Here is a 15,228-nt window from a genome sequence, read left to right on the forward strand (position 1 = left end):
GATGAGCACGCCTGCCGATGTGGATCCGCTCTCCCTGGTGACGGTCGCGCTGTTTAGAGGCGTCACCAACCGGGACGACGACCTGCTGCTTTGGCAGCATTTGCTGAACCTCCAGAGCCGGGTACGCGACTATGTGCGGGTCCTGGGGCTCGAACTGGTCCTGGATGAAGGCGAAGGCTTCGCGTATCTGCGCCAGCGTGACGAGGACGGCGAGACGCCGACGATCCCGCGCCTAATCCCGCGCCGGCAGCTCGGCTTTGGGGTCAGCCTGCTGCTCGCGCTTTTGCGCAAGAAGCTCGCCGAGTTCGATGCAAGCAGCGCCGAGGCGCGCTTGGTGCTTCAGCCCGACGAAATGGTCGAGATGATGCGGCTGTTCCTCCCGGACACGACGAACGAGGCGCGGCTACGCCAGCGGATCGAGGCGCATATCAACCGCGCTGTAGAGATGGGTTTCCTCCGGCGAATGCGCGGCAGCGAGGAACTCTACGAGGTTCAGCGCATCCTTAAAGCCTTCGTCGACGCCCAGTGGCTCAGCGACTTCAACGCGCGCCTCGAAAGCTACCAGCGCCATGCTTCGGGATTGCAAGAGGGAGATGAGGCATGACTGAGGCCGTCATCGATCCCGATGTGGCGGAACGCACGCGCACAGGCATGCGCCTGGAGCGCTGCGAAGTCCTGAACTGGGGCACCTTCCACGGCCATGTCTGGTCGCTCGACCTCAATGGCGACAATGCCCTGCTCACGGGCGATATCGGCTCCGGCAAGTCCACGCTGGTCGATGCGGTAACGACCCTGCTCGTCCCTGCCCAGAAGATCGCCTACAACAAGGCCGCCGGCGCCGAGGCCCGCGAGCGCGATCTGCGCTCCTATGTGCTGGGTTATTTCAAGTCGGAGCGGGTCGACGGCGGCTATTCCGCCAAACCGGTCGGACTGCGGGACCACAAGACCTGTTCCGTCATTCTGGGCCGATTCAGGAACGAAGCCTTCGGGCAGGATGTGACCCTCGCACAGGTGTTCTGGTTTCGTGAGCCCCAAGGGCAGCCGTCACGCTTCTACGTCGTCGCCGACACGCAGCTCTCGATCACCGAGCACTTCCAGAATTTCGGCGGCGACGTCCTGGCGCTCAAGAAGCGTCTCCGCGCGCTTTCGTCCGTTGAGGTGCACGACAGTTTTCCGCCCTATGGGGCCGCGTTCCGGCGGCGGTTCGGCATCCACAGCGACCAGGCGCTGGATCTTTTTCACCAGACGGTCTCAATGAAGGCGGTGGGCAACCTCACCGATTTTGTCCGTCAGCATATGCTCGAGCCCTTCGATGTCGAACCGCGGATCGAAGCTCTGATCGCTCACTTCGAAGACCTGCATCGCGCCCACGAGGCGGTGTTGAAAGCCAAAGCGCAGATCGAAGACCTTCAGCCGCTGGCGAAAGACTGCGACCAGTTCGAGACCCTTACCGCCGAGGTGCTCGTGCGCCGGGAGGCGCGCGAGGCCTTGAGTCCGTATTTCGCAGGCCTGAAGGCGGGCCTTCTACGCATTCGCTTGGAGGGGCTGGAGGCCGATCTGGAGCGGGCGAACGCGCGCGCGAAAAGCCTTTTGGCGCGCCAACAGGATCAGGAAGTCCAGCGCGACGAGGTCAGGCGAGCCATAGCCGACAACGGCGGCGACCGCCTGGAGACGCTGCGGGTGGAGATCGAACGACAGACGCGGGTAAGGGACGAACGGGGTAAGCGGGCTGCACAGTACGCAGAACTCGCCAGCAGCGCCGGCTTGCCCGATGCGACCGACGCCGACGCTTTCATCTCCAACCGTCGGCAACTCGATAGCGAAACGAGCGCGGCAGGCGAACAGGAAGCCGATCTGCAAAACGCGCTAACCGAAAAGCAGATCGAGTTTCGCAAGCTCAAGGACAGCCGGGACGAACTGACGCGCGAGGTGGAATCCTTGCGGCGGCGGCGTTCGAATATCCCCGCGCGGACCCTAGCCGTGCGTGAGGAGCTCTGCCTGGCCCTGAACCTTGCCGAGACCGACATTCCATTTGTCGGAGAACTGGTCGAGGTCCGCGCAGAGGAGCGGGCGTGGGAAGGCGCCGCCGAGCGTGTGCTGCATGGCTTCGCCCTGTCCCTGCTCGTGCCCGATGACATTTATGGCGATGTCGCTGACTGGGTCGACCGAACCCACATCGGCGAGCGGCTAGTCTATTTCAGGGTCCGGGAGCGCCGACCGGTCTCGTCCCCGCTCCACCCGCACTCCCTGGTGCGCAAACTGGCGGTGAAGAACGACTCCGCCTTTTACGGCTGGCTCGAAATCGAACTCGCTCGTCGGTTCGATTACGCCTGTTGCTCGACCCTCGAACAGTTTCGGCGCGAGGACCGCGCCATAACGCGTTCCGGCCAGCTGAAGGCCGGCGGCGAGCGACACGAGAAAGACGATCGCCACCGGCTGGACGATCGGACACGCTACGTTCTTGGCTGGTCCAATCAAGAGAAGATCGCCGCCCTCGCCAAGCAGATCGCCGCCTTGGAGCAGCAGTCCGCTGTTTCCGGCGGGCTGATTTCGCAGCTGGAAACCAAGCGGCGTGGACTGGCCGAGCGGCTGAAAAAACTGAGCCAGTTGTCGATGTTCGACGATTTCGCCGGGATCGACTGGCGTCCGATCGCCAGCGAGATCGAAAAGCTGGAGGGCGAGCGGCGTCAGCTCCAAGAGGGGTCCGACGCCCTCAAGACTCTAACGGCGAACCTGACCGAGATCGAACAAGACATCGGGGCGATCATGGCGCGCCACAAGAGCGCGTCCGACGAGGCGGTTCGGCTCGGAGAGCGTCGACGCGTTGACACCGAGCAGCTTCGGATCGCCACCGACCAGGAGGCCGTGGCGACGGATCAGGTTCGGGACGTCGTCTTCCCGCGTCTGGACCGCCTGCGGGTTGAAGCGCTTGGCGAGCACAAGCTTTCCATTGAGGGCTGCGATGCCCGGGAGCGAGAGCTCCGCGATTGGCTGCAGACGCAGATCGACAACGAGGGACGCCGGATAGAACGGGTACGCGACCGCATCATCAGCGCGATGCGGGCCTACAAGGACGCGTATCCCCTCGAGACTAGGGATGTGGACGCCGCGATCGAGGCGAACGGCGAATACCGGGCCATGCTGGCGGCGTTGCTGGCTGATGACCTGCCGAAATTCGAGGCGCGGTTCAAGGCGCTGCTGAACGAGAACACTATCCGCGAGGTCGCCAACTTCCAGTCCCAACTAGCTCGCGAGAGGGAGACGATCCGTGAGCGCATCGAACGGATCAACCAGTCGCTTCGTGGGATCGCTTACAATCCCGGCCGTTACATCGTGCTCGAGGCCGAGCCCAACAGCGATATCGAGATCCGGGATTTCCAGCAGGATCTGCGGGCCTGCACGGAAGGCGCGCTGACCGGTTCGGACGACAGCGACTACTCGGAAGCCAAATTCCTACAGGTGAAGCGCATCATCGAGCGCTTCCGCGGGCGCGAAGGGTCAGCCGAGCTCGACAAGCGCTGGAGCCGGAAGGTCACAGACGTGCGGAGCTGGTTTGTGTTCTCGGCCTCGGAACGCTGGCGGGAGGACGATACCGAGCACGAGCATTACGCGGACTCCGGCGGCAAATCCGGCGGTCAGAAGGAGAAGCTGGCGTACACCGTGCTCGCGGCGAGCCTTGCCTATCAGTTCGGACTTGAGGTCGGCGCTTCACAGTCCCGGTCCTTCCATTTCGTGCTGATCGACGAGGCGTTCGGCCGGGGGTCGGACGAGTCGACGCGCTACGGTCTGGAACTGTTCCGGAAGTTGGACCTGCAGCTCCTGATCGTCACGCCGCTCCAGAAGATCCACACCATCGAGCCCTTCGTCGCGGCGGTCGGCTTCGTGCACAACGAGGGCGGTCGGCGCTCGATGCTCCGCAACCTGTCCATCGAAGAGTACAGGCAGGAACGCCTGCTTCGGACCGCATGACGTCCCTCAATCCCTGGACCCCGCCGGAGGCCGTGGAGGCTGCCGTCCTCAAGCTCTGGGCCAAGGGGCGCATCCTCGCGGCGGCCGTCGGTGGCGACGATGTCTTCCCCCTGACCTTGCGCATCCGCGGCCCTGAAAGCTCCGCCGTGGCGGCGCGCTTTGGCGAGGTTCAAGCCTGGATCCGTGCCTTGGAAGCCGGGAGCCGGGCTGTCCGGGGGTTCGGCTATGACATTGTCTGGCGAGAGGTTCGGCACCGGCAACTGGGCCGCAATCGTATTCCGAACGAACTGGTCGTGCCCAGCGCGGCCGAGGGCTTGAAGCTGATTCGGAAGCAGGCTGAAGCGGCCCGCTTCAGCAGCCTCGCGGCTGCCACCTTCGAGACCCACACCGAACTAAAGCCGTGGCTGGCGCGAAAGCCTCTTGTAGCGCTCGAACATGCTAGAGATTGGCCTCGTATCCTCGCAGTCCTGACGTGGTTCCGGGACCATCCCGCATCAGGCCTATACCTGCGTCAGGTCGATATCCCCGGCATAGACACCAAATTCGTCGAGGCTCGGAAGGGCCTGCTGAGCGAGCTTCTGGATGTCGTGCTGGGGCGTGTGCCGGTGGCGGCGGCGGCCGGCGTTCCGTCAAGTTTTGAAGGGCGCTATGGCTTGCGGAGCAAGCCCTCGGCCATCCGCTTTCGATTGCTCGACGAAGAGACCAGCCTGCAGGGCCTCACCGACATCAGCTGTCCCACAGAGGAGTTCACGCGGCTGCGAGTCAATCCGGGCCTGGTCTTCATCACCGAGAACGACGTGAACGGCCTAGCCTTTCCGAACGTTCGCGACGCCATCGTCGTCTTCGGCCTCGGGTACAGCCTCGATCGCTTGGCGGGCGCGGAGTGGATGCAGCGCTCGCGGCTTATCTACTGGGGAGATATCGATACGCACGGCTTCGCCATGCTGGCGCGCCTGCGGTCCTATTTCCCCGCAGTAGAGTCGATGCTGATGGACGAGGCCACCCTGCTCAACCATCGCGCGCTATGGGTCGGCGAAGATCGCCCCTTCTTGGGCGACCTCTCGCTGTTGACGGACGCCGAGCGCCAGCTGTTCGAGGACCTCAAGACAAACCGGTTCGGTGAACGGCTCCGTCTTGAGCAGGAACGGATCGCTTTTGGCGCTCTGCTGGCGACGCTCAGGACGCTGGCCTTCTAAAGTTGGATCGGGCTCCGAAGCAGAAATCCTGCGTTCACGCCCCACGGCGTCTCATCCCGCGCCGTGAGCGTGGAGGGAGCTTCACCCGGCCTGTCATATTTCACGGCAGAGGTATCGTGCTCAGCGGCAGAGCGCGGGAATGTCGCCTCTGGAGGAGGTCGACAAAGTCTCCTGTCGGCGCTCAGAGGCCCTCCTGCTCATCCAGCAAGCAAGCGGACGGATCGCCAATCCCCATCAGCCCATGCATGAGCCCGTGAAACAGAGGCCCGATTGCAAGATTCCAAGCGACGAGACCGGCTAGGCCGCCGAGACAGAACCAGAGAAAGTCCACCATCCTGATCTCCCTCCCACATGAGGTAATCCGACATTAGCCTGGAACGACCGGGTGAGTTGCAAGGGCCGCCAGAATTTCCGAGAGCCCCGTCCGTCGCCAGAAGCCCGTTTCCGTGCGCTCCAGTCCAGTCCCGCGCAACTTGTGGCCCACCATCCGCGAAGGGATTTCAGCTAGGGCAGAGATCTCCAACTGGCTAACGTAAGAGACTGCAAACTCCTCGACCGATGCCGCATCAAAATTGGCGTCGTCGTTCGACCCCGTCCGTCGGATGAATCCCATGGCCAGCACCCGCGCCACATCGGCGGGGTAACAGTTCAGAACCTCTTCGACCTCGCCCCAAGAGAGCGTGGCGGGCCGATAACGCGCGAACGCGTCAGGAGGGACGACAGACATTCGTCCTTGGCTGCCCGCCTCACCCGACAAGCATTCTAGCGCCTCTTGGGAGATCCAAGCGTCGCCGATCCGGAGGTCCATCCCTTCAGGCAAAGCTAGCCCGCCCGGCAGGTAGCGAGAAAGCGCAGCAGAAAGGAGCGCCGCCCAAGGCTTGTATCCCCCTCCCCAGCGCCGCAATGCTTGCTTGACCGGTATCCATCCGGACAAGTCCGCGACCGGCGTCGCCAGCGCCGCCAACTCGCTCTCAAGCTTTACCGCTATCTCGGCATCTAGCTGCAGGCCTGAGAAGGCCACCCTCGCCATCTCTGAAGGTTCGGAAAGCAAACCGGCGCTGAGCAGATTGCGGACATCGACCACGGTTAAACTCATGCGCCGGGCCCAAGCGGTCGCCGATACGCGTCCCTTCAGAAAGCTTTCCACTTGGCCCGCGTCCTCCGAGGAAAACCAGTCACAGGCGCGGTGGCGCCCTCGGGCGGCTCGTTCACCCAGCACGCCGACATCGATCAACCGTCGCAGGTCAGCGCGTTCTATCCGTAGCTTTGCCGCCAACTCCCTTATTGTCATGAAGCCTTGCGCGAGCCGCGCTTCGCGTAGTCGCTGCATGCCTAAGGTCGCCGGCCGGGGCGAGCCCAGCGCTTGAAGCGCCGCCTTCAGTCGACCTTGGCGGTAGTTGGCATGGCAAGCCAGCCGACGAAAAAAGGAGTGTTCGGCTCGATTGGCTTTCGCCCGGGCCAGCTCTCGAACAGAGGTGGGGAAACCCTGAATGAGGCGCAGTCCGCCAAGGAGGCTTTCGACTGCTTGCATGGGACTAGCGACCTCTCGTGACGGCCGAAGGCAGCGCCCTGCGATGACAATGAGTTCAAAGAGTTCCGGTGCTGTCAGCGGGCCGAAGTCAATCGATGCGGGTGCAGGCGGGGGTTCGGTCACAAGCTGAGCCACGAGGGAAAGCTCGCGACGATACTCTTCCGGGACGTAAGGCGCCTCCGCATGCTGCAAGTCGGCGTCACAGGACTGACAGCGGTCAACCGATCGGGTGAACCAGGTCAGGTACTCATCACACGCAGGACACTGATCGATCAGAATTTGCCAGGACTCTGGACAGAACCGTAGCGCTCTGACCTGCCAGTGCGTCCTGTGATACGGTGACTGGCGAAGAGAAGCCGGCGAGATACGTCGGCGTCCCCAGATCATCATCCGAGAGCCGAAACCTGGCGTATGGCTCTGGCGGAAAGCGCGATCAAACACCGCCCGATCTACGCCAAGGCTGATCGGGAGCTGCTGCAGCGCCTCGGACCTCAGGACAACCGGCGGCCAGCGGACAACACCGCCGACAAAATCCCACGGGCGATGGATGACATTCCAATGCGCAACCCTGCAAAGGAAGCCTGCCAAGCTCTCCTGAGGCTCAGGCGCCAACGGCAAGGCGACAAGTTGCATCGGTGTGGCGACGAGGGAACTCATGGCACCAAATCCCAGAAGGGATTTGCTGCCGCGAACTTCTGAGGAAGCGCCCAACGATCCGTCGCCAAGGCTACATCTTGCAGCTCGATCTTCGCGGCTGCACGCCGGATCGAAATCTCAAGCGCCGCTTCCATCAACCTCGACACCCGGCCGATCACGCCGTCGGACACTTTATGAAGCGCGCCCAAGAAATCGGGATCGAACAGCCCACTGGAGTGGTCACGAAGACCCAAACGGACGATCTCCCAATCCAGCCGTTCCCAGTAACCTCGGAGCAGCCGCGCGTCCTCCTGCACGGTAGATCGCAGGCGTGTGAAGTCGCACGGCGGAACGAGCCGGCCGTTCAGTTGGAGATTTCGGCTGAACATGGCCTCGGCGTCTTCGGTGCCGAGAAACACGATCGGAACCGCGCCCTCATCCAAGAGCGCCTTCAGGCTATCGGTCACGTCGCCGGAGTTGGTCCGATTCAGATGCTGGACTTCGTCAATGAACAGGAGCCGGCACCCGAAGCGGTCAAAATAGGTGAGGAGCCGCTCACGCAACTCCAACTCCGTTCCTCGATGGCCAAACCCGTCGCCGAACTTCAGCAGAATAGACGTATAGAGCTTCTTCGGTGTGGCGGCGCGGTCGAGAGACACATGAAGCACCGGTATGAAGTTCGGCTTGGGCGGCAGACGCTGTTCGACCAGTTCGATGAAGGCCTTGGCGGCGGTCGTCTTGCCTGAGCCTGACGGCGCGAGAACTCGCATGCCTCGTTGCGGCTCGCCTTTCGTAAGCTGGCCAAGCTCCAGCAGATAATCGCATCGGGCATGGAATTCCGTATGTCGTGGGTACGGGATGAAGATCCTGCGGAAGATCGATATGCGATGGGCCACGAGTTGGTTGACCTCAGAAGTGGTCCTCTCGCGCGTGAACAGAGCATCCGGGTCGGCTGCGTCCTGAGGCGAGTTCTCGGCGGTCATTTGAACGGCTCCCAGCCCAGACCCTCTCCGCCGCTTCCGCCATCCGCTTGCGCTGGGGGGCCCGGGTCCGGCGAAGACGGACGCGGCAGGACCTTCTTCTTCGCTGGAGGACGAGGAGGTCGCTTTGACGCCAGCCCCTCATCCGTCCGTGAGAAGGCCAGCGGGGTCTGCTCCACGATGGGCGCCATTCCATCGTGCCGGGAAGCAGCGAACCGCATCTCGACCACCCCGGTCAGGTGTTGTTGCTTTGGCTTTTGGAGCACCCGCGCGACAGATCGGCGCTTCCTGATCAGGACATCTGGAACGAGTTGCTGCACTCTTGCCGCCAACCGAGCTCGCGCCTCAAGCCGATCCGCCTCGGTGGAGAAGGCCAGCCCCGCTTGGAACGCCCACTGAGCGAGCTTGCGATGGTGCCAAAGGGACATGCCTTGGGCGTAGCGCTCCTCGGTACAGGGCAGCGTGTGGTATCGGCGCTCCAGGTGATGCCACACATGGATCTCGGCGATGTTCGCCGGATTGAATTTCACCTTCACCTGGCAGCTGGCGGATCCAGACCGGCGCTGCCTTCGCACCGGGGCCGTACCTGCGAGGTCATTCAGTAATCCCTGAACGACGGCAGGATCATGATAGCTCAGCCCATGAATATTGACGCCGGAACGGTTGAGTTGCCTGCCCTCCGCGACCATCCCCAGCATCTTGTCGATCTGGCGGAGGTCGTCATGAACCGGGATGCCGAACCGCTCGGCGTCCTGTTGCCAGATTGCGCCGGGCGGCAGCCCGGCGCTCGAGTGAACCTCGATGTGATAGAAGCGGATGGCTTCCCAGATCAGGTCTTCCATCTGCTCGACCGTAAGAACGGCTGAAGCTGCGGGGTCGTAGCCAAGTTCCCTCATCACGTGGATCGGCAGTCGGGCGCCGGGAAGCTGTCGCGTGATGAGGTTGTTCAGAGTGGCGAAGAACCGTTCCACGATTGCCTTGTGCGTGGGAGAGGCGACCGGTGCGAGACGCAATGTGGTGCCCAAATCCGCAAACGCGTCTTCGAAGGAGACGCCGGCGAATTCCTTACCGTTGTCGACGACGATCTGATCGAAGCGGCCGAACACATTCACCAGCTTCCGCGCCGGGCCTTTGTCGTCCAGGAAGCGGGTCTTGGGCATGCCGGCGCGCTTCAAGCACTCCATGACCGAATAGGTCGACGGAGGTTCAAAGCCCAGGACGAACCCCACCACACACCGGGAGCGAACGTCGATCAAAACGGTCAGCCATGGGGTTCCGATCGGCAGCATCCACTCGGAATCAAAGACTGCGATCGCATCCCATGAGGTGTGGTCCATGCAGCCCAGTTGCAGGCGCCGCTGGGCGGTCATCATTCCTGCGACCGCTTTGAACCGGCTCTTGGCCTTCTTGGCTCCGTACTTCAGAGCGTAAGTCTCGTAGGATTCAGTCGCTCGGATACGCAGGCGAAACGTCTCCGATACAGGCCTAACCAAGGGTTCAATCCCAGCGCGTTCTCGCCACCGGTTGAGGCGCATCACTCGGCAAGCGAACTTTGCATATGCCGTCTCAATGCTCATCGATGGTGAGCGCCAGTAGCGCGTTACACCGTGGTTGAGCAGCACCTCAATCTGGGCATCGACCCTTGGTCGCCGCGGCACCCGACCGCTCATGGAAAGCGATTCCTTGATCGTGCGTCGGCCGGGTTCGCCGCGTTCAAGCCACCTGATTACGCTGCGCGCAGAAGGTCTTTTTCCAAGCTCGGGTGCCTCTGGCTCTTCTCGCCAAATCCGCAGCAAAGCCCACTCGATTGAGCGCTCGCTGGCTGTGGTCAGTCCGAGTTCGTCGATCTTTCTCAGGACAAACAGCCGAAGCCTCGCCTGTGGGTCCAACTTCCTGATCGTAGCGGGATCATACTCTCGCTCTTGTGCAAGGCGCCGCGCGACTGATCGTTCGTTCACGGGCCGGCGAACCAACCGGCCAGCCGCGTAGGTTTCTAGCGCCCATCGCGTGTCCGGGGTCCGGAACCCATCGTCGTCCTCGATCTGCAGCGGCGAAAGATTACTTTCGTGGAGGAAAAGGAGAAGGCCGTGGGTCAGGGTTTGATCGAACAGGATCGGAGTCCCGTCTAGGGTCCATCGTTCGCCCTTCTGGAACTGGATGGTCATTGCCCTGCCCCCGCTCCGAAGCGAAGGAGGCGCACGACGCTTTCGCCGCTCAACGGGCGCACCAGATCGATCTCAACGATCCTGGCGACCATCATGCCGCGCAGTATCGCGCCGCCCTTCTGGCCGCACCCCAAGGCGTAAACGATATCTTCAAAGGAGGCCGCCCCCCCGGCCAATGCCTCAACGACCTGGTAGATGTGCCCGTCATCGAGGGCGGTCAGCCGGTCCTGCTGGACCAGTTCGATGTTCCGCTTCCGTATCGGGCATTTGTCGAGGTGCCGCCGGAGCACGACGGAAAACCGCCAGCCCAGGAGGTCGCAGAGCTGACGCACGCCCTCCAGCTTTGCCCGATAGTCAGGATCGTCGAGGTATCTTCGATCGCTTTTCAGTTCGACAACCTCGATGACGCCGTCATCCATCAGCCTGACGCAGTCGGCGATGTAGGTGCGCCAGCGCCCCGCAAGCGCGAACTCGAACCGGAACGGTTGGGCGCGGTAGTCGACGACCTTGGTGTCGACCTCGCACAGCATGAAGAAGTCATGCTCCACCATGCTCTCGAACACCTGAGCACGCCCGGCCTTGCGGCTGGCGTAAGCGCCGGTGACCAAAGTGCGCCGGCCGGTGATGATGGTTCGAAGCGGCCGCCCGTCGACAGACAAGACGACGCGTCCCGCCACGACGTATTCGCGATGTGCAGGATCCGCCAACGCACCTTCCACGGCACCCATCAGACCCGAAGAGCCGAAGCTCTGACCTGGCTTTATGCGAAGCTCTGAAACGGAACGAGGGCCAGCAACACGGTGTTGCTGGGTCCCATCAGTCATAGGTTGGGTCATGGTCTCTCGCAGGCTGAAGGTGGATCAGGGCTCGAGCGCCGTCGCCCGCTCAGGCGCGCTGAGCAGTTGACATCGGCACTGGCTGGGGAGAGATTGACCGGGTCAGACCATGACGCCGAGAAATCTCTCGGACAAAGCCCCGGGCGCGCCAACGCCCGGGGCTTTGTCTTTTCTGGCTCGTTGTGATGGGCTTCAGGGAGCCGGCATCTTTGCCTCCCTTGCCTCGAGCGCATAGCGCCGCGGCCACAGCTTTTCCGGGGTCGAGCCAACGGCGGTGGCCAGCGCGAGTTCAATCCGGCGCGACCTACGCAAGCCTTGGCTTACGATCGTGACGGAACTGGGCGCGACCTGCAGCTGACGCGCAATATCCGACAGCGTCAGATCGCGCTTCGCCAACTGCGCCTTCAGACGCTCATGCTGCTTATTCGGTCGTGGCATATGCCGACTCCAAGCCATAGTCGGCTTGAAGACTAAAATCTCACATCGGAGCGAGTCGAGTCCCGAAAGTAAGTTCTAGGCACCTCATTTGGCCACTTAGACTAAAGACCACCTCGCAATATAGAGGCAACTTCCGTCAGCGTTGACTTCATCATCTGTTTTCATTGACATTTAGCCGAACGATCTTGGCTTCAGATATTAACAAAAATCTGCAAATCCGCCCCCCCCGCTGGGCGGGTCTTCGCCGCCCGCAGACCCGCCAACATCGGCCCGATGACTTCCGGACAGCGCCAACTGCGAACCTTTGCGCGCTCGCGGAAAGCAGACCTTCAAGCCGCCAGCCGACACAGACGCGCGTCAACAGTTGGACAACACCGAATGGTTAGATCGACCGACATGCAGATTCCGGATTCTGCTCGATGCCGACGCTGTCACGCCAGAAGAGGTGAGGCCCGTTGGCGAGGGCGGTCAATGCCCTACGCTTGAGCGCGCTCTCGGAAATCCCGCAGATAGGCACGCGCCATCGCCGAGTATGGCGCACCGTCTGCGGCCGTGGCTGTCATCTCGGTGAGGATCCGGCCTTGGAGGAGCCGCAGCCCCCCCGCGGCCACTCCGACAATCGGATGCGCCTGAGTGATCTGCGGCTGATCGATGCTCTGCGCGATGTCTCCGAGATCGCGCAGGAGTTCCTCAAGGAAACGCAACCGCCGGATGATGCTCGCGCGTTCCTGAACAAGCCGTAGGCGGTTCAGCCCGTAGACTTGGATGGAGACCGCGCCTCGGGCGCTAAGGCCCGCGTTTCGCGCTCTCTGTGCGACCACGTCTAGGGCGGGCGAGATGGCAGGGAGGGCCTCAGGCATGCCGTCGATCGCTCGAGGATAGACCAGCCCAATGCCGCTATCGTCCGCGAAATGGAAATGGATGTGCTGGTCGGGATCATCCCGGGTTGGATCCAGTAAGAGGGCGAGCTCGCCATCAAAGGCTGAGACCTCGGGGTGAGCGCGCTGTCCCGCGACAGGAAACGCGGACTGCTTTCCAGACGACATCTCAGCGAAAAGGACCCGAAGGTCGGAAACTAAATACGGGGCCTTCTGCTTCCGCCGCCGATTGCAATCCAGGCAGCTCGGAAGAAGGTTTTCCCAATCCATCGCCACCCACCAATAGCCAGGGTGCGTATCATCCCCGTCCACCTTGGCCTTCGGCCGATAGTGCTCGACATCCACCGGTGCCTGCGCCGCATAGCGACTTTCGCAATAGGCGCATTTGCCGTGGAAGAGCGCCTCGAGACGCTGCTTCACATCCGCGTTCTTGTAGGCAGCGAACGAGAAAGCTTCCCGCTTGGCGTTGGGCGCGAGCGGCGCGCTCATGTGAGCGCGCACACGTTCAAGCTCGGTCAGACCACTCGAGTTTCGACGCGATAGCGACGCAGGCGGAGGAGTCGCGCCCCGGCTGACAAACCTCATCGCTCATACCCATCCAAAGCTTGAACGATCAGGCGCTTCGTTTCGTCCTCGAGCGCACGTCTATCCGCCCCTGCGGCTTGTCTGTGCTCGCGCAGGTACTGGCCCAGCGCGTCGGCGACGAGCTGTTGGACCTTGGTCGAACCCAGTGGCAGAGACGTCATGACCTCGGCCTCGAACGCGCGGAGCGATTTGGCCTCCTCATCACTCAGCTGTGCGCCCGCCTCCCGCAGCGCCAGAATGCTCGCGAGCTGCGCCGTACGCTGCTCCGCTTCAAGGGAGTCAGTGGTGAACATGTCGAAGAAGTCCGACGTGAGCAGCTGCTCGACCGTCAGGTTCTCGACATTCGGCAGATCCACATCACTTTGAACGAAAGTCGGGGCGCGGCCGTCCACCGACAGGCCAACCGACTTGGGCAGTCGGCGAAGCACAACGACTTCCTGATCGTGCATGCCACGGAGACAGAGCGGATCGTGAGTGGTGATGATGAAAGTCGCCGACGGCAGCAGAGTCCTAAGAGCGGGAACGATCCTCATCTTCCATCTCGGGTGAAGGTGCGCCTCGATCTCGTCGATGAGGATGACGGGGGCGGCTTCCGAGAGGGGGCGAAGGGGCTGATGTCCGGAGCCCATCACCCCCTGTAGGAAATCACAGACCATTGCGATGACCGACCGGAAGCCAGAAGAGGCAACGCTGAAGGGCGTTCGCGTCCGGGTGCCACCGGGCTCGACCTCCGTCACGATCAGGCAGCGGCGGTTCTCTTCGTCCTTCTCGATCGCTTCAAGCTTGGCGTCTATTCCAAAGATCGTCTGAAGACTCCTGGCGACGAGCGCAAAGCGGACATCGTCGAGCTTCAACAGCCACTCTTCGGGGTTTCTGAGGATCAGGTCCGAATGGAACAAGGTTTTCACACCGGCCCTGACCGGCGTCCGCGAACTTCGGTCCGAATACTGGCGAAAGGCGCCATAGGCGAAGACGCGGGGGAGACCTCCAGGCCGCTCGAGGTCCGTGAAGTCGTTCGCAATGCCGAGAACGGCCGTCTCGCCGCCCTCAAAATGCAGTGTGACCGTCGCCTCCCGAGGTCCCGTGTCAGGGTCGCCTCCCATATAGTCTGGGTCTAGTACAAAACCGTCGGCCGGCCTGCCAATCTGGCGGCGAGCGGCGGGATCCGATAGCGCGAGCGCGACGCCTTCAAGGATCGAGCTCTTGCCAGCGGCATTTTCGCCGAGCACCAGAAGAGCCGCGGCCTCGCCCTCCGGACGACCGAGATCGGGCCGAGGCGGAATCGCAGCGGGCACGTTTAAGGTGAGGTCCTCGAGGGCCTTAAAATCATGGAACTGTACCGCGACCAGCTTTCGCGCTCTGTCGACCCTGGACGATCGTACTTGTGTGCGCGTTCGGCGGGGGATTGGACGCCGGACGTCACCCAGAGCGCGTTCGAAAGCCGCGCAACCTAGGGGCGTGCTCAACACCTGACCGATCGTACTGCGAAGCTGCTGACGTCCATCAGGGAGATTCCGATCCAGCCGCTCGCCGGTTCGCTTCACCACGCGCCTAAGCAAGGCATACCAGCCACCGCCGAACTCCATGTCGCGGAAGTCATAGGCGACCTTCGTTTCGCCGCCGCTTCGCAGGATCATCTCGACGTATTGTTCGAACATCTCCCCACGCGCAGCGACGAGATCGTCACGATCGAGACGAAAGACGTCGATTGTCGTCGCGGACGCCTTGGACTGCCCGTGCAAACCGCCAGATAGGTCAAACGAGAGTTTGCTGACCTGTTGGCGGGATGCGCATGGATCAATCACCAGCGATCCGTCTCTATGGGGCCACCGCCAAACCCCAGTGTTCTCGCTCGCGAATGACTCAAACAACTCGTGCGTAGGCAACGGCCCGCGACGGTCGTTCCGCACCGGGAAAAGCCTTCCCGCGGCCTGCCGGCAGCCGGGGCAGATCGGGTAAACGTTTCCCCAGTCAGTTCCCAGCCAGCAGTAGTAGAGGTGAGCTTCGGACGACT

Annotated in this window: 10 protein-coding genes; 3 read left to right on the forward strand and 7 right to left on the reverse strand. The window is 62.4% G+C overall.

Translation table 11 applies throughout. The annotated features are described in order from the left end of the window. Nucleotide 1: 1 nt before the first annotated feature. Genes FKQ52_RS12925 through FKQ52_RS12935 form a run of 3 tightly spaced genes read left to right on the forward strand, consistent with a single transcriptional unit; the run spans nt 2 to nt 5,165 of the window. Nucleotides 2–604, forward strand: coding sequence for a DUF4194 domain-containing protein (locus FKQ52_RS12925; RefSeq protein ID WP_141627559.1), 603 nt, complete (start codon nt 2–4; stop codon nt 602–604). Further along, complete coding sequence (locus tag FKQ52_RS12930; protein WP_141627560.1) at nt 601–3,969, forward strand: ATP-binding protein; 3,369 nt, start codon at nt 601–603, stop codon at nt 3,967–3,969. Before FKQ52_RS12925 ends, FKQ52_RS12930 begins: the two co-directional genes overlap by 4 nt. Then, complete coding sequence (locus tag FKQ52_RS12935; RefSeq protein WP_141627561.1) at nt 3,966–5,165, forward strand: DUF3322 domain-containing protein; 1,200 nt, start codon at nt 3,966–3,968, stop codon at nt 5,163–5,165. The genes FKQ52_RS12930 and FKQ52_RS12935 overlap by 4 nt, the downstream gene beginning before the upstream one ends. Nucleotides 5,166–5,532: 367 nt before the next feature. Here FKQ52_RS12935 and FKQ52_RS12940 read toward each other — a convergent pair whose 3' ends face one another. The 7 genes from FKQ52_RS12940 to FKQ52_RS12970 all read right to left on the reverse strand — a co-directional run bounded on the left by FKQ52_RS12940 (nt 5,533) and on the right by FKQ52_RS12970 (nt 15,019). After that, the gene (locus FKQ52_RS12940; RefSeq protein ID WP_141627562.1) at nt 5,533–7,353 is read right to left on the reverse strand and encodes a RodZ family helix-turn-helix domain-containing protein; all 1,821 of its coding nucleotides are present in this window, start codon (nt 7,351–7,353) and stop codon (nt 5,533–5,535) included. Next, nucleotides 7,350–8,315, reverse strand: a complete 966-nt coding sequence (locus FKQ52_RS12945) for a TniB family NTP-binding protein (protein ID WP_141627563.1) — start codon at nt 8,313–8,315, stop codon at nt 7,350–7,352. Before FKQ52_RS12945 ends, FKQ52_RS12940 begins: the two co-directional genes overlap by 4 nt. Next, a complete protein-coding gene (locus tag FKQ52_RS12950) occupies nt 8,312–10,477 on the reverse strand; it encodes a Mu transposase C-terminal domain-containing protein (protein WP_141627564.1) in 2,166 nt (721 codons plus the stop codon). Before FKQ52_RS12950 ends, FKQ52_RS12945 begins: the two co-directional genes overlap by 4 nt. Next, entirely contained in the window at nt 10,474–11,205 is a 732-nt protein-coding gene (locus FKQ52_RS12955) for a TnsA endonuclease N-terminal domain-containing protein (RefSeq protein ID WP_168196857.1), read from the reverse strand. The genes FKQ52_RS12950 and FKQ52_RS12955 overlap by 4 nt, the downstream gene beginning before the upstream one ends. 300 nt (nt 11,206–11,505) lie before the next feature. Next, on the reverse strand, nt 11,506–11,709 hold the full coding sequence (locus tag FKQ52_RS12960) for a helix-turn-helix domain-containing protein (protein ID WP_205750758.1): 204 nt from the start codon (nt 11,707–11,709) through the stop codon (nt 11,506–11,508). Nucleotides 11,710–12,227: 518 nt separating this feature from the next. Continuing rightward, on the reverse strand, nt 12,228–13,118 hold the full coding sequence (locus tag FKQ52_RS12965) for an HNH endonuclease (RefSeq protein ID WP_141627567.1): 891 nt from the start codon (nt 13,116–13,118) through the stop codon (nt 12,228–12,230). A gap of 92 nt (nt 13,119–13,210) precedes the next feature. Further along, nucleotides 13,211–15,019 (reverse strand): AAA family ATPase, encoded by a 1,809-nt coding sequence (locus FKQ52_RS12970; RefSeq protein ID WP_168196858.1) that lies wholly within the window; start codon nt 15,017–15,019, stop codon nt 13,211–13,213. Between the last annotated feature and the right edge of the window lie 209 nt (nt 15,020–15,228).

The sequence above is a fragment of the Brevundimonas sp. M20 genome (assembly GCF_006547065.1).
Classification (GTDB): Bacteria; Pseudomonadota; Alphaproteobacteria; order Caulobacterales; family Caulobacteraceae; genus Brevundimonas.

What these genes read in the sequence shown, in the direction of transcription:
- FKQ52_RS12925 (WP_141627559.1), top strand. Translation starts at nt 2, where the DNA reads ATGAGCACGCCTGCCGATGTGGATCCGCTCTCCCTGGTGACGGTCGCG.
- FKQ52_RS12930 (WP_141627560.1), top strand. Translation starts at nt 601, where the DNA reads ATGACTGAGGCCGTCATCGATCCCGATGTGGCGGAACGCACGCGCACA.
- FKQ52_RS12935 (WP_141627561.1), top strand. Translation starts at nt 3,966, where the DNA reads ATGACGTCCCTCAATCCCTGGACCCCGCCGGAGGCCGTGGAGGCTGCC.
- FKQ52_RS12940 (WP_141627562.1), bottom strand. Translation starts at nt 7,353, where the DNA reads ATGAGTTCCCTCGTCGCCACACCGATGCAACTTGTCGCCTTGCCGTTG.
- FKQ52_RS12945 (WP_141627563.1), bottom strand. Translation starts at nt 8,315, where the DNA reads ATGACCGCCGAGAACTCGCCTCAGGACGCAGCCGACCCGGATGCTCTG.
- FKQ52_RS12950 (WP_141627564.1), bottom strand. Translation starts at nt 10,477, where the DNA reads ATGACCATCCAGTTCCAGAAGGGCGAACGATGGACCCTAGACGGGACT.
- FKQ52_RS12955 (WP_168196857.1), bottom strand. Translation starts at nt 11,205, where the DNA reads ATGGGTGCCGTGGAAGGTGCGTTGGCGGATCCTGCACATCGCGAATAC.
- FKQ52_RS12965 (WP_141627567.1), bottom strand. Translation starts at nt 13,118, where the DNA reads ATGAGCGCGCCGCTCGCGCCCAACGCCAAGCGGGAAGCTTTCTCGTTC.